The organism is Methylophilus sp. 3sh_L (genome assembly GCF_046766015.1).
GTDB lineage: Bacteria > Pseudomonadota > Gammaproteobacteria > Burkholderiales > Methylophilaceae > Methylophilus.
The window spans coordinates 492,001-512,185 of sequence record NZ_JBKOUF010000001.1; the positions used below are offsets into that span (position 1 = coordinate 492,001).

Consider the following 20,185-nt stretch of genomic DNA (forward strand, 5'->3'; position numbering starts at 1 on the left):
TGTTGTTAACGCTGGTTGTTCCAGTGCATCAGCCAGACGCGGCTGGCAGTTTCATCCATGGGCCTGGCAAAAAAATACCCTTGGCCATAACGGCAACCTAACTCACGCAAGCCGATGGCCGCCAGGCTGTTTTCTACACCTTCGGCGATGGTTTCCAGTCCCAGGCTCTCAGCCAGCTTGAGCGTGGAGGCAATCACCTTGCGTGACTTGGAAGAGTTCTCCATGGTCATCACAAACGACTTGTCTATTTTGAGCTCGGTAAACGGCAAGTTCGCCAATTGCGCCATTGAAGAATAGCCCGTGCCAAAATCATCAATGCTGAGCTTGAAGCCTAGCTCGCGCAAGTGACCCAAAATCTGTTCTGCCTGCCTGGTATCCAGCATGGTGGCGGTCTCGGTCAGCTCCAGAATCATGCGTGACGGATCAAAGGCAAAGCGTTGGCAGGCTTGCTCCAGCATCACAATCAACCGGTCATTATGCAAGCTCTTGGCCGAGATGTTGACGGACAAGGTCAGCGTGTTGTTGATGGATTGGATAAACTGGATGCCTGCCACAATCACACATTCGGTCAGGGCTTCAATTTGCCCGGTCTGCTCCGCGACATGAATAAATGCCTCAGGCAACTGGATGCCATATTGTGGATGTTGCCAGCGTAGCAAGGCCTCAAAACCCATCACCTCTCCGGTAAATAATTCAATTTGCGGCTGGTAAAACACCTTGAGTTGCTGTTGCGCAATTGCTTGCTCCAGGCTTGCTTGGTCAATGGTTAAGGTGGAGGCAGCATGTTCGCTGTGCGGTGCATGTAGATCAACGGAAGGGTGGTTCGCCAGCAGTTTTTGCAACAGGTGCGGCAAAAATGGCTGGTGCAGAATCCCGCAAATATTCAGTTCATGTTCCAGGGCCGTGATTTGGGCGAGGGGGAGCATGGCAGAACCAATGCCGCTGGTCAGGATAATGCTGCTACGACAGTCTAACCTGGCCAGCATCTTCAGGATTTCTATACCATCAATGCTGGGCATGACCAGATCTATGGCCACATGCGAGGGTTTCCAGGCGATGAACGTATCCATAAATTGCCGGCCATCGGTGCAATGCTTGACCTCAAAATCCAGCTGGATGGCTTCTTCCATGATCATGGACGCAAGCTGGTCGTCATCATCTAGAATCAAGAGCGTATTTGTACTCATGCACCACCTCCTTTTTTATGGCATTGGATGCCGGGTGAGTGTTGTTACTGAGTTGCAGGCATTTCGCAAAAGCGAATTTAGCTAGGGCGTTTACCTTGGCTAGGCGCCGGTGTGGCGGCGCTGGTTGTCGCTAAAAGGTTTTATGGTAATGTAATTTGCTCAAGAAATGAACATTTTTTTGGCTGTATTTATCCAGCAGGACTATCGGGATGGTTGTAGTAAACCAGTTCGACGGGTGGAATGCAATAAAACCCCATGAGAGATTGAGGCTAAGGGCGCGTGCGGCAGGCGTCCAAGCGGATGATCACCATGGCACCAATTGGTGTTTTACGCCTGGTGTTTTAAGCGCTTTTTTGAATCTCGAACGGTTCGCTGTAAATCTGCAAATGCCCGCGTCCTGCGCGTTTGGCCTGGTAAAGCGCCTGGTCGGCATGTTCATACATGGTTTGCGCCGGGAGTTGGGCGTCACAGGTGCTGCAGGCGCCAATAGAGGCATTCACCGTCAGCGCCAGGGCATCAATATGCATGGGTTTTGCAAGCGTCTTGTGAATTTCTTCTGCCACTTGTCTGAGCACCACATGTCCGCAGTCAGACAATAAATGAAAAGCGAATTCATCGCCCCCTAGCCGGTAAAACTGCACGCCTGCGCTGTTAATCGCAGACAGCCGTTTGCCAACTTCACTTAACACCAGATCGCCCACATGGTGTCCGTGCACATCGTTGACAGGTTTAAAGTGGTCCAGATCCAGGATGCCGACTACAAAACAGGTATTGCCTATACTTAAGCTGGATTGCGTTTGTTGCAAAGCGGCTTCTATAAAAAACTGGCGACGGTTGGGCAGCTCTGTCAGTACATCCAGCTGGGCCAGCCGCTGGTTTTCCTTGAGCAGCGATTCTGTTTCAAAGGTCGCGTTCACCCATTGGTCAAAGGTCTTGTTGCTGGCGCGCATGGTTAACAGCATGCCAACTTCAAATACCAGAATCAGCGCCGCGACCAGGATGGGATGCTCAATATCGCCAAGAAACACGCAGGTAATCGCTGCGCCTATCAATAACACATTGTAGGCGTAAGCCGCCGCACCCAGCTTGCTAAGAATGAACGCAAAGCACAAGCCATACAGCGTGTTATGCACGATTAAAAAATAATGCGCAAAGCTGCCCGTGATGGGAAACAGGTACAAACTGCGCCAGAAAGTGAACAAGCCTGCCAGGATCAGCAGGCTGGAGGCGGTATCCAGGCGGCGGCGGATATTTTCAATCGGCGGTTGGTCATGCCTGTGCTTAAACCAGAACCACAACAAAATGGCGCCTATTGCCATTCTTATGATTGGCGGGATCAAGGCAAATTTCCAGTCAATTTCGCCTTGCAACGCTACCATCTGGATGGTGAGCGCACTGATTGCGGTAAAAATAACCACTGGCACGTCCTTGACCAGGCTATGGTAACGGGCGCGCAATAAATTAGGAACTGGTTTCTGGAGCAGTGGCATTGCAATCAATGGTGTTTGGGTTGGTCGCTTAATATTAGGCAATCGGGCGAGATTTTAATTGATAAAACACTGCGGTTTTAGCTAATTAATTATAGCTTTTATAAAGAGTTGTATCTGTGTTGCAGCGCTGGTTGCAATGCCTTAAATATGGTTTATAACAGCCATTTTTGATCAAATTTGGTTGTTATAAACCAGTAAATAGTCAGGAAAATTTCCCTATTCTTTTTTTTTACAATTGAGAATCAATCTCTTATGAGAGGCCGCCATAAGTGGCATGTGTTTTGCACTTTATTACTATAAATATAAAGCAGGGTGACAGGATATGAGCGAGACACTGGCATGGTGCGGCATCGATTTAAAATGGGCTTACACAGATGTATTGCGGCGCATTGGTCGGCGAACGGCCTGTGTACAGCGCGCGAAAGATATTTTGCATGATGCGCTGGTGTTTTTTGCCGTCTCCAGTCATCCGGCACGAGAAGAGTCGCCACAGGCCTATTTAAACGGCATCGTCAATCATCTGCTGGTCGATGAGTTCAGGTACCGTACCCGGTTTGTCGATGAGGAGCAGATTGACGAAGCTGCGCTGATTCTCGACTGCACGCCAGAGCAGCTGTATGAAACCCGGCAAAAACTGCATCATTTGCAGCGTATTGTGGATTTATTGCCAGAAAAATGCCGCCAGGTATTCTGGCTCTACCACGTCGATGAAATGAAGCAACGTGAAATCGCCTTGCATCTGGATATCAGTACCAGCATGGTAGAAAAACACCTGATCCGCGCCATGCTGGACATTCGTGCCTTTCAGCAAAGCCTGAATCATTAACCGCATGCTTACTGACGTTCACCGTGCGCATGTCAAAGCCTAACCAGTCCAAGCCACTCAATGCCAAATCGCTCACCTTGAGCGAGATGGCGGCACGCTGGTATTTGCGCTTACGCGAACACGAGCAAAACGCACGTGGTAGCGAGCAGCAAGCATTTGAGGCGTGGCTGGCCGATGATCCGCGCCATGCGGCGGAATACGACAGCATTGCCCGTGCCATGCGGCAACTGGATTCAGCCGAGAGCCTCTCTAGCTTGGCCGATGCCGCCGAGCAGCGAATGTTTTTAGCCAATGAGGCCAAACGCAAAACCCGGCAGCGCCGGCTCGGCCAACTGCTGATGATAGGCATGATCAGTATCATGGGCTATTTCTCGCATCAGCAATACCAGGTATGGCAGGCCCAGCCCGTCATGCAATTGGCCGCGCAAAACCCAGTCGGGCAGATCGTCACCAAAACGCTGGATGATGGCAGCAAAGTCACCCTCAGTGCCAAGAGCGACATGCAAGTCACCTACTATCGCCACGAGCGCCATGTGCTGCTTAAAGAAGGTGAAGCCATTTTTGAAGTGACCAAAGACCCAGCGCGCCCCTTTATTGTTGAAACCGATACCGCCAAAGTCACTGTGTTAGGCACGCGCTTTGCTGTTAACCGTTTGCAACAACTGGTGCGTATCAGTGTGGATCATGGCCGGGTCAAGGTCGAACCAAATCTTGAAACCAAAGCTGAACAAGCCACCTCAACCGCTGAAGGCCAGCCCGCCATCGCCAGAGAAATCACCAACGGCCAGGTGCTCGAGGTCTACCCCAATCACGCCATGGCACTGGTCAATCGTCCCGCCTCAGACGCCTTTGCCTTCATGAAAGGCCGCCTGGTGTTTGACCGCGCCGATATCGACGAAATCGCCTACACCGTTTCGCGCTACCGCGTTAAGCCCGTGCAAGCGCAAGGCAAGCAGGTGCGCAATATTTCTGCAGATATCAATATTCAGGATATCGACCATTTCCTGCGCGGCCTGCCCAATATTGCCCCGGTCAAGCTGCAAGAAACGCCGCAATATACTTTGCTCAATAGCAAGCGCTAATCACTTTATGCGAGGTGCTGAGTAAGGGCGTAATCAATCACGTTACTTCAGCCTTTTCTCGTAGCAAATGAGTCTTTGCAAATACGCATAAGATTGAGACTTCTTGCCAATTCCTGATCTCCAATCGCGCCATATTTTTCTTCTCATCGGCTTTTAGTAAAGCGATTTACTAGCCCTCAAAAAGACATAATCAAACCCATTTTGTAAAGTTAGGTTAACAACGTCAGGGTTTTGCCGCGCTCACAGATGAGTCAATAGGACAGGAGAAGAATCTGTGAACAAAAATACAAAAAATCCTAGAAGAGGAATACAAACCGCCCTCACTGCATTGAGCGTGATGGCATCGCAGCCACTATGGGCGGAAGCACTGAATACCCAATTGCCAAAGCAGCAAGAGGAGATTTTTAGCGTGCCAGTGAATGTGGATATTCCAAAACAGCCTTTGGCGAACTCTTTGCACGACCTAGGCAAAGCCACTGGGATGAATATTTCATTCCCTAACGATCTGGTCTCGGGTAAAACGGCCCCAGAGGTGCGGGGTCGTATGACCAGCTCAGAAGCCTTGAGGCAGCTATTGAGTGGCAGCGGGTTAATGCCTAAGGTTGAGGGCAACAATATCTTTATTCAAAAAGCCCCTAAAGAGGCCAAGCCGCAAGACATTCAACTCGAAAAAATCGAGACCATCGCCAAGCGTCGTTACGATGTGGGGCCTTTACGCGGGCTTGCTGTGACTAAAGAAGAAATCCCCGGCAACGTACAAAGTATCAGCGCCAAAGAGATCAAAGAGTCTAAAGCGGTCAGCTTGACTGACCTCATGAACAGCAAGTTGCAGTCGGTGAACGTTAACGACTACCAAAGTAATCCGTTCCAGATGGACGTCACTTATCGTGGCTTTACTGCCAGCCCGCAATTAGGTACCTCACAAGGCTTGAGCGTGTTTCTGGATGGCATCCGTGTGAATGAACCGTTCGGTGACGTGGTGAACTGGGACATGATCCCCATGAACGCGCTCAACAGCCTGGACGTCTTCCCAGGCTCGAATCCCTTATTCGGCCTGGGCACACTCGGTGGCGCCATCAGCATGAAAACCAAAAGCGGCTTCGACAGCAACGAAGGCACAGTGGAATACCTCGGTGGTTCTTTCAAGCGTAACCAGTTTCAAGGCTCAGTCAGTGGCAATAACGGCGTAGTGGCTGGCTTTGCCGCGGCCAATATCTTTAGAGAAGACGGCTGGCGGGTGAACTCCCCCAGTGAGGTCAACCAGATATTTGCTAAAGGCGAGTGGCGCAATGACAAACTGCAACTGGGCTTAAGCATGCTGTATGCAGGCAACAAACTCATCGGTAACGGTTTGCTACCCACTGAAATGGCCAAACAAGATGGCAGCCAGATCTTTACCAGCCCAGATGAAACCAAAAACCGCCTGCTGCAATTTCAGCTCAACGGCATCTGGGATGTCAGTGACACCTTCAACATCACCGGACAAGTTTACAAACGTAAGAGCCGCAGAAATGCCAGTAACGGCGATGTAAACCAAAACTTTGGTGGTAGTGCGACTAGGCGACCTAACCCAGGTGAACAACTTGCGAATGGAGTGCCTGACTTTGATGGGGATGGGTTGCCAGATATTGAATCTAGTAGTTTATCGATTGAGAATGTGGCTGCACAGACTGTGCCGGATGGAAATGGTGGCACTATTCTGGCAATGTTGGATATTAATGGCGAACCAGAGTATTTTGGCATTGATTCCAGTGGAAATGTTTTATTAAATTCCGCATTCTCTGCATACGATTCATCGTCCCCCTCCGGATATGATTTAAGTCGATTAGCCATAGGTAGTAATGCAAATTCGACTGCTGTGACAGGGCAATCTGTAGATGCAAGCGGGAATCCAATCTGGACGCTTAATCCGCAGAATCCTACTACTGCACCAGCATTTACTCCTGAATTTTATCAATATGCTTTGAATGCCTGGAAGCTGCGCCAAATTTCGGTGCCAGATCCAAGAACCGATGGGCAGCGCTTTGATCCTCAAGATTTAACTTATGTATATAAGGATGTTAATGGTTTTATTGTTGGGGGTGATTCTTACTCTGTGCCAGCAGTAGACCCCGTTACAGGTGCAAATCTAATTCGGGTATTTTCAGGGAGTAATCCCGGGATCAACAAGCCGCTGGGGTTGATTGTGACTGATTCGAATGGGACACCAATTGATCGCAATGGCGCTAATTGTAATTCCGGGCAGATCGGGCAAGGCAAATGCTCTGGTTATGTCGAAGGCACGCCGACCGCACTGATTACCCAAACCGAGATTGATCAGACAACCGATGGTGCATCGATGCAGCTTAACTGGAATTTTGATAAGCATAAATTCATGTTAGGGACTTCGATCGACGCCGCAGATGCCACCTACCAGAGTGGTCAATACTTGGGTTTGTTTGATGCAAACCGCCGGTCTTACTTAGACCCAAGCCAGCTTGGCTACGAGTTTTATGCGGCTGATCATCGCATAGACCTGAATAACTTTGCAGGCAACAGTACCACCAAGAGTATTTACTTCAGCGAAACCTGGACGCCGACCAAAGAGTTGGCGTTTACCGCCGCCGGTAGATTCAACCATACAAAGATCAAGAATCAACTGGCAATTAATAACATCTTGGGTTTGTCAGGGCCCACTGCATTTAAAAACTTCTATCAAGATACGGTACTCTGCCCTGATAGCAATGGAAACGGTACCTTAGAGCTGGAGGAGTGTCCTGCGGTGAGTGTGCTGCCGTTTAGTCCGGAGCTTGCAGGCGGGCTAGGCTATCTTGGCCAACCAGAAACAGAGAAGTTTACTTATCGCTCGTTTAATCCAAGTTTAGGGGCCACCTGGCAGCCTACGGAGACACTTAACCTTTATGGCAACTGGAATAAGGGTGCTCGTACTCCCAGTGTGATTGAGCTTGGCTGTGCGTTTGACGATACACCAGTCTACAACACAAATCCTAATACAGGCGAACTCGTCTACGTCGGACCTCGTTCTCTGGCTGAAAGACGTTTTTGTAGCTTACCAAGCACCTTATCTGGTGACCCATACTTAAAACAAGTACGTTCTGAGACGATTGAGTTTGGTGGACGCGGCTATCTGACTCCAACCATACAGTGGAATGCCACTGCCTATCAAACTGAACTGACAGATGATATTTACTTCGTTTCTTTTACTGCTGACCGTAGTTTCTTCCAAAACATAGGGGACACTCGCCGCCGTGGGATTGAGCTTGGGTTGCAAGGCAAGGTCGATAAGCTAGGCTTTAGAGTCAACTACTCACTGACTGATGCGACCTTTCAAGACCGCTTTACAGTCGCAAGCCCTAATAACAGCAGTGCAGGCAATGTGTCTGGGCGTGGCAATGGCTACGAGCAGATTACTGTCTCCCCCGGCAATCGTATTCCAGGTGTGCCTCTACATAACCTGAATGCCACTGTGAGTTATGACATCACACCCGATTGGACTGTGAGCCTGACCGGGATACTGCATTCAGAAAGTTTTGTGCGTGGTAACGAGAACAATAAACACCGACCTAATACGCCGAACATACGTTATTTGAGCTGTACTGATCCGACGGTGATTGATGGGATTCAGTATGGTAACGATAGCTGTGCAACGCAAATCGAAAGTCCTAACTTTCGCTATCCAGGCAAAGTACCAGGCTATGCAGTGTTTAACTTCAAAACTGCCTATAAATTAAACAAGAACTGGACGGCAGGCTTGATGATTAACAACCTGTTTGACCGAGAGTATTACAGCGCTGGTCGTTTAGGTGTCAATCCGTTTTCACCTTCTATCAACGGTGCAATCGGCCCTGGTGGATTCAATTACAACAGCAATGACTGGTTAGCAACAACCTTCCTTGCGCCTGGGGCACCGAGATCTGCTTTCATCACACTCACTTATGACTTTGATGTAGGCAAGTAGAGATGTTCATAAGTTTGGCTAATGATTTTTATGGAATGGGCATTTGTGAACTGCAATGCCTAATGTCATCAGTATTCAACCGCATTCAGATTAGAACTCACAAGGCGCTAACAGAGTGTGATGAATTGGTGAAGCAGTATGCAGGCAGCCACAAATGCCTGCTCATTTTAACCTTAATTACTAGGAGCATGTAATGAGAAATCACTTACTGAAGTTAGCTGTTATTAGCGTATTCAGTTTATCAACCACAGCTTTTGCTACAGGCTTGGAGAGCCTGCCAGCAGCAGGTTTTACGGTAACTGCGGGAACTAACCAGGCAGCAGGCACAACCGGTTGGCGTGAGTGCAATACGACTGGTTTGTATGGGAGCTTAGATTACGACGCACCGACAGCAACGACTGATAATACTTGCGCGGTGTTTCCATCTGGAGGCAACGATCCAGGTACTCCAGTATCAGGGTTTACCAATGTTACGCTGTCTACAGCTAAGCGAAGTGTCACTATTACAGCCAACGGCGAAACGCTTGCAACTATGCGTCAACGTGTTTATAGAAACTCTGCGGCGACAGAGTGCGTATTTGAAAAGCGTTTTGTCATGGCCACTACAGGATCGTTTGACTACAACCCGGATTTAACAGGCAGCCAGCGCTTAGAAGTGAACGACTTTGTCTTGGGTGGTTTTAGTGGCACAACTGATGTGAGTGCTGGCTACTACCATTCAGCCAATACTGACTCCCCAGTATTTAGAATGGGGCGTTCATTCACTTCAGTTCAAATTCAAGGCAATGATTTTGACGCTGCGACTGCGTTGAACACGGGTTATGTTCGCCGTCCAGTGAATAGTCCTGCACCAGCCTCTGGCACAGAAATTAATGGTGTTGGTCAAACATTGGTTAGTCCAGGCACACCAACAGCAGCTCAACAAACCGCTGAGATTCGTACCAACTGGGTGGACTTTACTGTAGATGTTACCGGCGGCGTGGATGAAGATGGTACGACTGCTAAAGATAGCCCATTCTTATATGTGCGTGCTGGTTGCGGTTCAGGTACTGAAGCAACCGCATTCCCAACCACTAATAACACTGTACGTATTCGCCAGACTGGCCAAGAGTCTCAACCATGGGTCACTGTGGTCACCAATGGTGTGACACGTAGTGGTGCAAATGCAAACTTCTAATTTTTAATTAGTTTGTTAATCGTGTAACAACTGTCGGCGGTGCATTTTGCCGCTGGCAGTTACCCAGCTTTGGGAGCGTAACGTGTTAAAAATAAAGCATTTTAAATTAATGTCATTATTGGGCTTCTTTATCTCAATAGCCTGTCAAGCAGGGTTTGTTGAGTTGTTGCCAAACAAAACCTCATCTTATGTCGCTTGCAACAACTCAGGCTTATTTGGCCTGCAAGAGAGCGCTATTCCAGAGATTGCTCAAAAACAAAATGATGCATGTGCTGTGAGCAGTGAGTTGCTGCTGGCCAGCCCGATGAATGCGCCTTTAGAGGGGTTCAATATGGTCGGCATGATTTCGCGCGGTGTGGCGCCACCGGCGCCTGAGGGCAATGATAATGAAGAATTTGCCACGTTGACCGACACCATTTGGTGGAATAAAGACACAAAAGAGTGCATTTTTGGGACGCATGTGCTCATGAAGGAAGCAAAGCTTAGTCATGGCGAACAATGGGAGGTGAATGACATTGTGCGTGGCGGCTTTTCTGGTAGACCGGTATCGGTGGCCTATTTTATGAATCCAAAACCGAATGCAAGTTATGGCATGCCGGAGGCGCTGTATCGTGCGGGCCGCACCTTTACCTCGGTGAGCCAGCCTGGATTGCCTGATCTAAAAACCGCCCCTTATCACGAGGGATGGGTGGACTTTACGACAGACGTGAATTTTGATGATCCAGATGGCACTACGCGCAAAATGACTGCGATGTTTTATATCAAAAGTAAGTGTGATCAAAAAGAACCAGAAGAAAAAGAGGGCGCGATCCGGTTGCGCACTACTGGGCAGAATGGGCAAAAAAAGCTTGAAGTTGTGTTGCCGGGATTAGTGCCTGCGGGTGCAACGTTGGATTAATTGGGTGACGCTAACCCTAAAAAAATAAAAGAGTAATTAGCCATTTGGTTGGAGGGAAACATGTTAACTAAACAAGAAAAGTCGGCTGGCTTTACCTTGCTGGAGCTGCTGGTGGTGATGGTGATTATCGGCTTGCTGGCTGGCTACGTCGGCCCAAAGTATTTTGCGCAGATTGGCAAGTCTGAAACCAAAACCGCCAAAGCGCAGATTGAGGCCTTGTCGCGCGCGCTGGACACCTATCGGCTGGACACTGGCCATTACCCCAGCACTGAGCAAGGGCTGGCGGCGCTGAATCAGGCACCCAGTGGCGAGACCAAGTGGCAGGGGCCTTATCTGGCCAAAGGCGTACCCGCTGATCCTTGGGGGCGGCCGTATTTGTACCGCGCACCCGGTGAGCATGGTGATTACGATGTGTGGACCTTGGGCAGCGATGGCGCGGCGGGTGGCCAGGACGCCGATAGCGATGTGGGTAACTGGTAAAACTATCATCCTATAGAGCAGGCATATCGGCATGAAGTTTGAGCTCAAGGTATTGCAGGGCAGTGAGGTGAGCTGGTTGTCGCTGGAGGCGGCAGACCCGCAGGCGGCACGGCAGCAGGCGCAGGCGCGAGGTTATGGCGTCTTGCAGGTGCGTCAGCCGCGGCCGGTCGGGGGTCTCCCGTCATGGCCGGCCAAGAAAAACAGCTTTCAGCTCAGTTTGTTCAGCCAGGAATTGCTGGCCCTGCTGGAGTCTGGCCTGAGTTTGATAGAGGCGATTGAGGGACTGGCCGAGAAAGAGCAGCAGGAGACCTCGAGAGCGGTGCTGACTGCCTTGCGTACGGCATTGTATGAGGGCTTGCCGCTGTCGCAGGCGCTGGCCTTGCAACCCACTGTATTCAGCCCTTTGTATGTGGCCTTGATCCGTGCCAGCGAGCGCACCGGCGATATGGCGCAGGCGCTCAAACGCCATGTCGCTTACCAGGCCCAGGTCGATGCCATCCGCAAAAAAATCATCTCAGCCTCGATTTATCCGGTGTTGCTCATAGTGGTGGGCGGGCTGGTGGTGTTGTTTCTGCTCGGCTATGTGGTGCCGCGCTTTAGCACGATTTATGAGAGTGGTGGCGACAAGCTGCCCTGGGCCAGCCAGATGTTGCTGCGCTGGGGGCAGTTGCTGCAAGGGCATGGCGAGCTGGTGTTATTGAGCACCATCAGCGGTATCGCCATGCTGTGGCTGCTGTTTTCGCGTCCGGCTTGCCAGGCCTGGATCATGAAAAAAATCTGGCAGATTCCGAGTTTGGGCGAGGCCTTGCGCATTTACCAGCTGGCGCGCTTTTACCGCACGCTGGGGATGTTGTTACAGGGAGGAATTCCCTTGTTGACCGCGCTGGGCATGGTGCAATCTTTGTTGCCGCAGGAGATGCAACGCGCCTTGCAGCAGGTGATCGCTGACGTTCGTGAGGGCAAGCCGCTTTCTGGTGCCATGGAGGTGCATGGTTTGACCACTTCCATCGCCAACCGCATGTTGCGCGTGGGTGAACGCAGCGGCCAGCTGGACGAGATGCTGGGCCGCATTGGGGTGTTTTATGACGAGGATACCGCGCGCCGCGTCGAGTGGTTGAGCAAGCTGCTGGAACCGGCACTGATGGTAATCATCGGCCTCATTGTCGGGCTGGTGGTGGTGTTGATGTATATGCCGATTTTTGAGTTGGCCGGCGCGATTGAATAATGAGCACCGCAAATGAAAAGTCTCGATTGAATCATGAGCCCCCAAAAAAAGAGGTGCGTTTTAGTAGGTGTGGTAGAGGATAGTCGTGCCAGAGAATGGAAGTTTTAGACGGGATGCAAGCTTAAAATGAATATGCAGGATTTATCCATGCTGGAGCAGCCCCTGGGCGAGGCCCCCGTGTTGTCCGGCGACTTGCTGCAGCAGGCACGACTGTTAGCCGCGCAAAGCGGCCGTCCACTGGTCGAGGTGCTGGAGTCACTGAGTGGCTTGGCCGCCGATGCCTTTGTCGAAGCGTTGGGGCGCTGGCTGCATTATCCGGTCAAGACCGCGCTGGCCATGCATGCCATGCAACCGATGTTTGACACGCTCAGCCTCAATGACGCCAATACCTGGCATGTGATCCTGATGCAAGCGGAGGATCAGTCTTTGCACATGCTGATGGCTGACCCGTTTGACGAGGCCTTGCAGGTACGCTTGCAGCATCTGGTGCGGCAACCGGTGCAGTGGTCACTGGCGCATCGCAATGATATTGCGGCCTGTTTGCAGTTTCACGAGGCGCAAATGCGGGCGCTGGACCAAGTGCATGCGGGTGATGCTACCAGCCATGAAGAAGAAGCGCCGGTGGAGGAGCTCTCGCTCAAATCTATCAGCGAAGACAGCAGCCCGGTGGTGCGTTTTGTGCGCTCTACGCTGTATGACGCACTCAAGGCCGGGGCCAGTGATATTCACCTCGAATCGACATTGCAAGGCTTGCGCGTCAAATACCGGATTGACGGCGTGCTCACCGAAGTCGGTGGTTTGAATGGCGTGATGCAGGCCGAGCAGGCCATTTCGCGCATCAAGGTCATGTCCGAGCTCGATATTGCCGAGCGCCGTATTCCGCAAGATGGACGCTGCAAGGTGCATGCCTTGGGCCGCGACATCGACCTGCGCGTCTCTATCATGCCCAGTGTGCTGGGCGAGGATGCGGTGTTGCGCGTGCTAGACCGCAAAGCCCTCAGTGAGGCGCAGGGCATCAGCCTGGAAGTCCTTGGCTTTGCCCCGGCTTTGCTGGCGCAAATCCGCGCCCAGGCCGAGGCGCCTTACGGCATGTTGCTGGTAACTGGCCCCACCGGTAGCGGTAAAACCACCACGCTGTACGGCATGATCTCCGAGATCAATCAAGGCCAGGACAAGATCATCACTATTGAAGACCCGGTGGAATACCAGCTGCCCGGTGTCTTGCAAATTCCGGTCAATGAGAAAAAAGGCCTGACCTTTGCCCGTGGCTTGCGCTCCATTTTGCGGCATGACCCGGACAAAATCATGGTGGGCGAAATCCGCGATGGCGAAACCGCCCAAATTGCCGTGCAATCGGCGCTGACCGGGCATTTGGTGCTGACCACGGTGCATGCCAACAACGTGTTTGATGTGATTGGCCGCTTTACCAATATGGGCGTCGATGCCTACAGCTTTGTCTCTGCGGTCAATGTGATTCTGGCGCAGCGCCTGATCCGCGTCATTTGCCCGTATTGCAAGGTGGATGACCATCCCGATGCGGCCTTGCTCACTAAATCCGGGCTTACCCAGGCCACCGCCAGCCAGTATCAGTTTAAAAAAGGACAGGGCTGTGGCCAGTGCCACGGCAGCGGCTACAAGGGCCGCAAGGGTATCGCCGAATTATTGTTGTTTGATGACCGCATGCGCGAGCTCATCGTATCCAAAGCCCCCATCAGCCAGATCAAAGCACTGGCAGCCACCACCGGCACCCGTTCCATGCGTGAAGCCGGGCTGGCGCTGGTGGCCGCAGGCGAAACCACCTTGCAGGAGATTAACCGTGTTACATCATTGGCCTGAGCCCGGCGTCGATTGCCATGCCGCCGCCAGCCGCCGCTGGTGGCAAGCGTATAGCGCGCCGGAGTTGCGCATAGTGATCACGCATGATCGCATTGAAGCCTTTGAGTGCTCGCGGCGCGGGCGCTTGGGCGGCGCTGCGCAATGCCTGCAACACACGGTGCATATGGTGGATGATCACAGTGATGCCCATGCTGCATCCCCATCTGCGCCATTGTGGGAGACCTTGCGCCAGGCATTAACGACGTATGCTGGGCAACGCTGGCATGTGGTAGTGGTGTTATCCAACCAGTATCTGCGCTGGCTGGCCTTGCCCTGGCAAGATCAGATCCGTAGCCAGGCGGACCAGCAAGCGTATTTTACCCACGGCTTGCAGCTGGCATTTGGCCCCGAGGCGCAGCCTTGGCAATTACGCAGCCAATGCCCGGGTTACGGCAAACCATATTTGATCAATGCCATGGCCGAAGAGTGTGTCAGGCAGTTACACAGTGTGTTTGATGCAGCCAAATTACCCATTGGTCAGTTGCTGCCCGCCTGGCAACTCTCGGCTAACCAAAGCCTGGCGTGGATGCGGAAACAGGGCTTTGAAGCGGCTGGCTGGGTCGTGTGTCGCGAATCAACCAACCTGACGCTGGCTTGCCTGCAACACGGTGCCTGGCAGCAGATTCGCACATTGCCGGTAGATCACACCCCAGACCGCGATTGGCGGCATACCTTGCAGCAGGTGCTATTGCGCGAGCAGGCCCTGCATCCTGAGCGGGCGCAGTTGCCGGTCTACCTGGCCCAGACCGCACTCGCAGGTCTGCGCGCAGAAGATTTCTCGCCGTTTAAAGTCATTGTTTTACCCACGACTGAGCCCGTGGGCCAGCCTAAGTGGAGCCTGGCCTGATGCGTGCCGCCATGCCAATTTTGGACTTTAATCATGCCGCCGGTCGCCTGCCAGGCCCGGTCGCTTGTGCGCTCGGCCTGATCTTGCTGTTGCTATTGCTGGTGCTGGTACCGCTTTATCAGCACCTTAACCAGCAAAATCAGGCCTTGCAGCAGCAGTGGCTGGTCAGGCAGGCTGCCAGCCGCCCAGCCCCGGTGGTACAGCTTGCGCCTATCAGCCCTGCCTTGCAGGCCGAGTTGACGCAGGCGCAGGCGCAGATTGCCACGCCGTGGTTACCTTTGCTGCATGACCTCGAACGCGCGCAACAGGCCGAGCTTTACTGGATGCAGCTGGCACCCGATGCCAAGCGCAAACTGGTCCGCATGACGGTGCTCGCACACAAGCGGCAGCAGGGCTGGGCCCTGGTGGAGCGGTTGCGTCAGCAAGCCTCGCTGGCGGCCGTCAAACTCAATAGCAGCGAAAGCACCGAAGTCAATGGCGAGCGCATGACCAGCTTGCAACTGGAGGCTGCATGGCAGTTTTAAATTCCAGGCGCAATCGGAGCGAGGTTCTGAGCCACGTGTGGGCACGCCTGCAGTTTGCCTGGCAGCGCAGCTCATGGCGCCAACCCTGGTTACTCGGCCTGCTGGTGTTGACGCTGATCGTGATGATCATGCTGGCGCAGGCCTGGTGGGCGCAGCAAAATTGGCAACAGCGATTGCATGCTCAGCATGGCGCGCAGGTTGCGAAGGCGCAAATGGATACTCAGCCCACCCTCCCAGCAAGTCAACCCTTACCGCAGCCCATGCAAGTGTTGGCGCAATGGCCCAGTGAAGAAGACGCCGACCGTGTCAGTGCCGAGATTCTGGCCCTGGCCGATGCCATGGGCATGGTGTTTGATCGCGCAGAGTTTCAATCCGGCGCGACTGCGCAAAGTGATTTATATGTGCAGCGCATCAAGCTTCCTTTGAGTGGCGACTATGTACAGCTACGGCATTTTCTGGCGCTGGTTTTGCAGCGCTACCCCAGCCTGGCGCTGGCGCAATGCAAGCTGCAACGCAGCGATGTACAGCAAGCCGGGTTAGAGGCCTATATTGAATTTAACTTGTATACGCGCAAACGGAGGCCTGCATGAACCGGCAAATCGGCTTATTGACCGCGTTGGCCATGACCTTGTTGGCCTGCTGGTGGGTCAGCCAGTCTGAGACCGAAACCCCAGCTACGACGGCCATGCCTGCCGGGGCGGCCAAACAGCGCAAACCCTTAGCGCAGGCGATGCCTGCATTACATGCCGCGTTGACCGATGCGCAACCCGCCAAGGCTTTGCCGCCTGCGTTGAATGCAAACACGCCGGGGCGTGATCAAGCAAAGATGGAAGCGCCGACTATTGATGAAGCAAACATGGACGAACCGGTAGTCAACCTGTTTGCTGTCCTCCCACCGCCAGCGGCACCAGAGGTGGCAGCCGTCGACGCGGGCCCGGTGAATCCGTATACCTATGCGGGCCGCTTGTTGGAAGAAGGGCGCTGGCGGGTGTTTTTAAGTGATGGACAACAACAATATGTGGTGCGTGAAGGTGACCGCTTTGCCGAGGGGTGGCGGGTCACCCGGCTGGATCAGCACACACTGGTGCTGCAACATGCCGGAGCGCGCTTTGAAATGATGCTGGAAAACGGGGGAATGCTTTGAGCAAACAGAAGAAACAAACAGGCTGGCGTTGGATGTGGTTGTTAGGCAGCCCATTGCTATTGCTCAGCTGTAGTCACTGGCAAGCGGCTGACAAAACCGGCGATGCGACGCTGGAGCAAGCCAGACTCTATGCTGCGCGCGGCCAGGATGACGAAGCGATCCAGCTGCTACAGCCGTTGGTAGACGCCAATCCGCGTCAACCGCAATACAAAAACTGGCTCAGTTTGCTGCAAGAAAAAAAGCTGCAAAAGCAGTTGCAAGAAGCGGATGGATTACTGCAGGCCAAACAGTATGACGCGGCCATGGCGGGCTACCAGCAAGTGTTGCAAGTGGCGCCGAATAATCGTGCCGCCAGTGACGGCTTGCAAAAGGTCACGCAGGCCCGCCAGCATGACCAGCAATTAGCGCAGGTAAAAAACGCCATTGTCGCCGAGGATTGGGCCGGCGCCGAGTTTGGCTTGCGCAGCGTACTGGCCGAGCAACCGGCGCAACCTGAAGCGCGCCAGTTATTTGAACAGCTCGAACAAAAGAAAAACGAGCGTAGCAGTGTGGTACGGCCGTTGCAGTCATCGCTCAAAAAGAAGGTGACGCTGGAGCTTAAAAACACCCCGATCAAGCAGGCATTTGAATATCTGGGTAAGGCCGGTGATTTGAATTTCTCATTTGATCAGGAGCTGAGCGAGGGCATCCGCGTCAATGTGCTGCTGCGCGATACGCCGATTGAACAGGCGCTGGAGGTGATCCTGACCAGCCACCAGCTGGGCAAAAAAGTCCTCAACAGCAATACCTTGCTCATTTACCCGCAATCGCGCGCGGCACAATATGAGGAGCTGTTTGTGCGCAGTTTTTACCTGACGCATATGGATGCCAAGCGTGCGCTCAATATGATGAAAACCGTGCTGCGGGCCAGCGATGTGTATATGGATGAAAAACTCAATACGCTGGTGATCCGTGACACCCTGGACCGCATCAAGGTGGCCGAAAAACTGATTGCCTCGCAGGACCTCAACGAGCCGGAAGTGATGTTGGAGGTGGAAGTGATGGAGATCAACCGCCGTAACCTGGAAAACCTGGGCATCCAGTATCCCAGCCAGATTGGGGTGGGGGTGCAGGGCAATGCTGCAGGCAGCACGAGTGGCACGCAACCACAGGCAGGTAAGTTAACCTTGACAGAGTTGCGCAACTTTAACGGTAGCCTGGGTGTGTTTTCGATTAACGATCCGGCTGTGGTGTTGAATTTGTTGCATCAGGACACCGACACCAATTTGTTGGCCAGCCCGAAAATCCGCGTCAAAAACCGTGACCGCGCCAAGATTCATGTCGGTGACAAAATCCCGGTATTGACCAGTGTCGCCAGTGCGCAGGGCTTTGTCAGCCAGAATGTGAATTATATTGAGGTCGGCATCAAACTCGATGTGGAGCCCGTGATCCAGATGCAGGATCAGGTCAGCATCAAGGTCGGCATGGAGGTCAGCAATATTACTGACCAGGTCACCACCAGCTCTGGTGTGCTGGCTTATACCATTGGTAGCCGCAACGCCAATACCACCCTGCAATTGCGCAATAACGAAACCCAGATTTTGGCCGGCCTGTTCCGCGATGATGAGCAGCGCACCCAGCGTAAAGTGCCTGGCCTGGCCAATTTGCCCTTGATCGGCAGGCTGTTCAGCAACAACAATCAGGACAAGCGTAAAAACGAAATTGTGCTGCTCATCACGCCGCGCATCATGCACAACCTGAGCCCGGCCAATGCGGTGTACAGCCTGATTCCATCCGGGGTGGCGGCGACGGCGAATCCGGTCGGGGCGGGTGGTGCACGTACGGTGCAGTCTGCGGATGTGGTGCCGCAGTCGCCCATTGCTAGCCCATCCTCAGCACAGAATGACCGTTCCAGAGTCGATGCAAATTTTGCTGATCAATTGATTAACTCTGCACCGCCTAATCCTTCAGCCAATACGAATACGATGATTATTCAGGGGCAGTGATGGTGCGTGTGTCCGCAAGAGCCTGTGCTGGTTTCACATTGATTGAACTGTTAGTGGCGTTGGTGCTGCTTGCGTTGTTGGTCACCGCCGCCAGTCCAGTATTACAGCTCAATGGCAAGCGTGAAAAAGAGCGTGAACTCAAGCGCGCTTTATGGCAAATCCGTGATGCGTTAGATGCTTATAAAGAGGCCGCAGATCAGGGACTCATCAAGAAAACGGCAGAGGATAGCGGATATCCGCCTAACCTGACGATTTTGGTGACCGGTGTTGAAAATGCCAAAGATGCAAAAAAAAAGAAATTGTTTTTTTTACGCCGGATTCCGCGCGATCCGTTTGCCACTGACTCCCAGCTGAGCAATGCCGATACCTGGCGCATCCGTGCCTATGATGGTGCCATCGACGACATGGCCAAGGATGTCTACGACGTTTCATCACGCTCGTCTGCTATCGGCATCAATCAGCAACCTTACAGTGAGTGGTAGGCAATGAAACGTGGATTTACCTTGATCGAGATGTTGGTGGTGTTGGCGATTTTGGCCATGTTGCTGACCATTGTGTCGCCACGCTTTATGCACATGTTGCAGCGCGCCAAAGAGACCACTTTGCGGCATGACCTGGTCACCATGCGTGACGCCATCGACAAGTTTTATAACGACAAAAACCGTTACCCGGAAACGCTGGACGAGCTGGTCGAGCGCCAATACCTCAAGGCTGTGCCACCCGACCCGATCACCGAGCGTGCCGATACCTGGGTGATTACCCTACCGCCCAATATCGACGAGCAGGGTAGTGTGTTTGATGTGCATAGCGGCTCGGCATTGCTGGCTGAGGATGGAACCCCGTATGCAGTGTGGTAGCCGAGCGCAGGGCTTTATCCTGATCGGCATGTTTATGCTGATCATGCTGAGCGGGCTGATCTTGTCAGAAGCGGCCACACGTTGGCAGACGCAGGTACTGCGCGAGCGTGAGCAAGAGCTGATCAAGGTCGGCCTGGCTTACCGCGACGCCATTGGCCGTTATTACAACCAGACGCCGGGTGTAGTTAAAACCTTTCCTCCTACACTTGAGGCGTTGTATAACGATGAGCGTTTCCCAACGCCTCGACGTCATTTGCGCAAACTCTACCTAGACCCGATCACACAAGCAGAAGGATGGGGCGTGTTAACTGCCCCAAGTGGCGGGATTATGGGGGTGTATAGCCTATCTTATAAAGAGGCCTATAAAACGAAGGGTTATCGCGGAGCATTACAGTATCTCAATGACAAACGTACTTATGGTGAATGGTATTTTGTCTATGTACCACAACCCATCAGTGGCCGTAATGCCTTGTAATCGCAATAGCTTCGGTTAAAGCGTGTTTTTCCCATACCCCTCCCCATCAAGGCTGCATTCAATCACTTTTTAGTTTATTGGTAAAGTTATGTTAACGACGTCAGGCTTTTTACGTCGCCAGCGATTAAACAAGTAAGAGGGTGTAAATGTGAAAA

18 protein-coding genes are annotated in these 20,185 nt (G+C 52.6%); 16 read left to right on the forward strand and 2 right to left on the reverse strand.

The window, feature by feature from the left end; genetic code table 11:
• Window positions 1-5 precede the first annotated feature (5 nt).
• Both ACIDF8_RS02470 and ACIDF8_RS02475 read right to left on the reverse strand, forming a co-directional pair.
• Window positions 6-1,187, reverse strand: coding sequence for an EAL domain-containing protein (locus tag ACIDF8_RS02470; RefSeq protein WP_412009042.1), 1,182 nt, complete (start codon window positions 1,185-1,187; stop codon window positions 6-8).
• Window positions 1,188-1,528: 341 nt separating this feature from the next.
• Window positions 1,529-2,677 carry a diguanylate cyclase domain-containing protein gene (locus ACIDF8_RS02475; RefSeq protein WP_412009043.1) on the reverse strand — a complete coding sequence of 383 codons (1,149 nt, stop codon included), beginning with the start codon at window positions 2,675-2,677 and terminating at the stop codon, window positions 1,529-1,531.
• Between the two features lie 322 nt (window positions 2,678-2,999).
• Here ACIDF8_RS02475 and ACIDF8_RS02480 point away from each other — a divergent pair, with 322 nt between their 5' ends.
• From ACIDF8_RS02480 to ACIDF8_RS02555, 16 genes are all read left to right on the forward strand, one after another.
• Complete coding sequence (locus ACIDF8_RS02480) at window positions 3,000-3,503, forward strand: RNA polymerase sigma factor (protein WP_412009044.1); 504 nt, start codon at window positions 3,000-3,002, stop codon at window positions 3,501-3,503.
• Window positions 3,504-3,532: 29 nt separating this feature from the next.
• Window positions 3,533-4,585: a FecR family protein gene (locus tag ACIDF8_RS02485; RefSeq protein WP_412009045.1), complete on the forward strand. Its 1,053-nt coding sequence runs from the start codon at window positions 3,533-3,535 to the stop codon at window positions 4,583-4,585.
• Window positions 4,586-4,922: 337 nt separating this feature from the next.
• Entirely contained in the window at window positions 4,923-8,543 is a 3,621-nt protein-coding gene (locus ACIDF8_RS02490; RefSeq protein ID WP_412009636.1) for a TonB-dependent receptor domain-containing protein, read from the forward strand.
• 193 nt (window positions 8,544-8,736) lie between these two features.
• A complete protein-coding gene (locus ACIDF8_RS02495; RefSeq protein WP_275356146.1) occupies window positions 8,737-9,720 on the forward strand; it encodes a hypothetical protein in 984 nt (327 codons plus the stop codon).
• A gap of 109 nt (window positions 9,721-9,829) precedes the next feature.
• Window positions 9,830-10,618, forward strand: a complete 789-nt coding sequence (locus ACIDF8_RS02500; RefSeq protein WP_412009046.1) for a hypothetical protein — start codon at window positions 9,830-9,832, stop codon at window positions 10,616-10,618.
• A gap of 60 nt (window positions 10,619-10,678) precedes the next feature.
• Window positions 10,679-11,098: a type II secretion system major pseudopilin GspG gene (gspG, locus tag ACIDF8_RS02505; protein ID WP_275356144.1), complete on the forward strand. Its 420-nt coding sequence runs from the start codon at window positions 10,679-10,681 to the stop codon at window positions 11,096-11,098.
• Window positions 11,099-11,129: 31 nt separating this feature from the next.
• Window positions 11,130-12,323 carry a type II secretion system F family protein gene (locus ACIDF8_RS02510; protein WP_412009047.1) on the forward strand — a complete coding sequence of 398 codons (1,194 nt, stop codon included), beginning with the start codon at window positions 11,130-11,132 and terminating at the stop codon, window positions 12,321-12,323.
• A gap of 126 nt (window positions 12,324-12,449) precedes the next feature.
• Window positions 12,450-14,159, forward strand: coding sequence for a GspE/PulE family protein (locus ACIDF8_RS02515; protein ID WP_412009048.1), 1,710 nt, complete (start codon window positions 12,450-12,452; stop codon window positions 14,157-14,159).
• Window positions 14,140-15,045, forward strand: coding sequence for a hypothetical protein (locus ACIDF8_RS02520; protein WP_412009049.1), 906 nt, complete (start codon window positions 14,140-14,142; stop codon window positions 15,043-15,045). Before ACIDF8_RS02515 ends, ACIDF8_RS02520 begins: the two co-directional genes overlap by 20 nt.
• Window positions 15,046-15,056: 11 nt before the next feature.
• Window positions 15,057-15,569 (forward strand): hypothetical protein, encoded by a 513-nt coding sequence (locus ACIDF8_RS02525; RefSeq protein WP_412009050.1) that lies wholly within the window; start codon window positions 15,057-15,059, stop codon window positions 15,567-15,569.
• The gene (locus tag ACIDF8_RS02530) at window positions 15,557-16,159 is read left to right on the forward strand and encodes a hypothetical protein (RefSeq protein WP_412009051.1); all 603 of its coding nucleotides are present in this window, start codon (window positions 15,557-15,559) and stop codon (window positions 16,157-16,159) included. Before ACIDF8_RS02525 ends, ACIDF8_RS02530 begins: the two co-directional genes overlap by 13 nt.
• Window positions 16,156-16,713 (forward strand): hypothetical protein, encoded by a 558-nt coding sequence (locus tag ACIDF8_RS02535; RefSeq protein WP_412009052.1) that lies wholly within the window; start codon window positions 16,156-16,158, stop codon window positions 16,711-16,713. The genes ACIDF8_RS02530 and ACIDF8_RS02535 overlap by 4 nt, the downstream gene beginning before the upstream one ends.
• A complete protein-coding gene (locus tag ACIDF8_RS02540; protein ID WP_412009053.1) occupies window positions 16,710-18,698 on the forward strand; it encodes a type II and III secretion system protein in 1,989 nt (662 codons plus the stop codon). The genes ACIDF8_RS02535 and ACIDF8_RS02540 overlap by 4 nt, the downstream gene beginning before the upstream one ends.
• Entirely contained in the window at window positions 18,698-19,180 is a 483-nt protein-coding gene (locus tag ACIDF8_RS02545; RefSeq protein ID WP_412009054.1) for a type II secretion system protein, read from the forward strand. Before ACIDF8_RS02540 ends, ACIDF8_RS02545 begins: the two co-directional genes overlap by 1 nt.
• A 3-nt stretch (window positions 19,181-19,183) precedes the next feature.
• A complete protein-coding gene (locus ACIDF8_RS02550) occupies window positions 19,184-19,555 on the forward strand; it encodes a type II secretion system protein (protein ID WP_412009055.1) in 372 nt (123 codons plus the stop codon).
• Window positions 19,542-20,030, forward strand: a complete 489-nt coding sequence (locus ACIDF8_RS02555; protein WP_412009056.1) for a type II secretion system protein — start codon at window positions 19,542-19,544, stop codon at window positions 20,028-20,030. Before ACIDF8_RS02550 ends, ACIDF8_RS02555 begins: the two co-directional genes overlap by 14 nt.
• Window positions 20,031-20,185 lie beyond the last annotated feature (155 nt).

Bases quoted from the DNA above. Each gene is read 5' to 3' on its own strand.
- ACIDF8_RS02535 (WP_412009052.1), top strand. From the start codon at position 16,156: ATGAACCGGCAAATCGGCTTATTGACCGCGTTGGCCATGACCTTGTTG.
- ACIDF8_RS02470 (WP_412009042.1), bottom strand. From the start codon at position 1,187: ATGAGTACAAATACGCTCTTGATTCTAGATGATGACGACCAGCTTGCG.
- ACIDF8_RS02490 (WP_412009636.1), top strand. From the start codon at position 4,923: ATGGCATCGCAGCCACTATGGGCGGAAGCACTGAATACCCAATTGCCA.
- ACIDF8_RS02555 (WP_412009056.1), top strand. From the start codon at position 19,542: ATGCAGTGTGGTAGCCGAGCGCAGGGCTTTATCCTGATCGGCATGTTT.
- ACIDF8_RS02500 (WP_412009046.1), top strand. From the start codon at position 9,830: ATGTCATTATTGGGCTTCTTTATCTCAATAGCCTGTCAAGCAGGGTTT.
- ACIDF8_RS02550 (WP_412009055.1), top strand. From the start codon at position 19,184: ATGAAACGTGGATTTACCTTGATCGAGATGTTGGTGGTGTTGGCGATT.
- ACIDF8_RS02515 (WP_412009048.1), top strand. From the start codon at position 12,450: ATGAATATGCAGGATTTATCCATGCTGGAGCAGCCCCTGGGCGAGGCC.
- ACIDF8_RS02480 (WP_412009044.1), top strand. From the start codon at position 3,000: ATGAGCGAGACACTGGCATGGTGCGGCATCGATTTAAAATGGGCTTAC.
- ACIDF8_RS02530 (WP_412009051.1), top strand. From the start codon at position 15,557: ATGGCAGTTTTAAATTCCAGGCGCAATCGGAGCGAGGTTCTGAGCCAC.
- ACIDF8_RS02545 (WP_412009054.1), top strand. From the start codon at position 18,698: ATGGTGCGTGTGTCCGCAAGAGCCTGTGCTGGTTTCACATTGATTGAA.
- ACIDF8_RS02510 (WP_412009047.1), top strand. From the start codon at position 11,130: ATGAAGTTTGAGCTCAAGGTATTGCAGGGCAGTGAGGTGAGCTGGTTG.
- ACIDF8_RS02475 (WP_412009043.1), bottom strand. From the start codon at position 2,677: ATGCCACTGCTCCAGAAACCAGTTCCTAATTTATTGCGCGCCCGTTAC.
- ACIDF8_RS02485 (WP_412009045.1), top strand. From the start codon at position 3,533: ATGTCAAAGCCTAACCAGTCCAAGCCACTCAATGCCAAATCGCTCACC.
- ACIDF8_RS02525 (WP_412009050.1), top strand. From the start codon at position 15,057: ATGCCAATTTTGGACTTTAATCATGCCGCCGGTCGCCTGCCAGGCCCG.
- gspG (WP_275356144.1), top strand. From the start codon at position 10,679: ATGTTAACTAAACAAGAAAAGTCGGCTGGCTTTACCTTGCTGGAGCTG.
- ACIDF8_RS02495 (WP_275356146.1), top strand. From the start codon at position 8,737: ATGAGAAATCACTTACTGAAGTTAGCTGTTATTAGCGTATTCAGTTTA.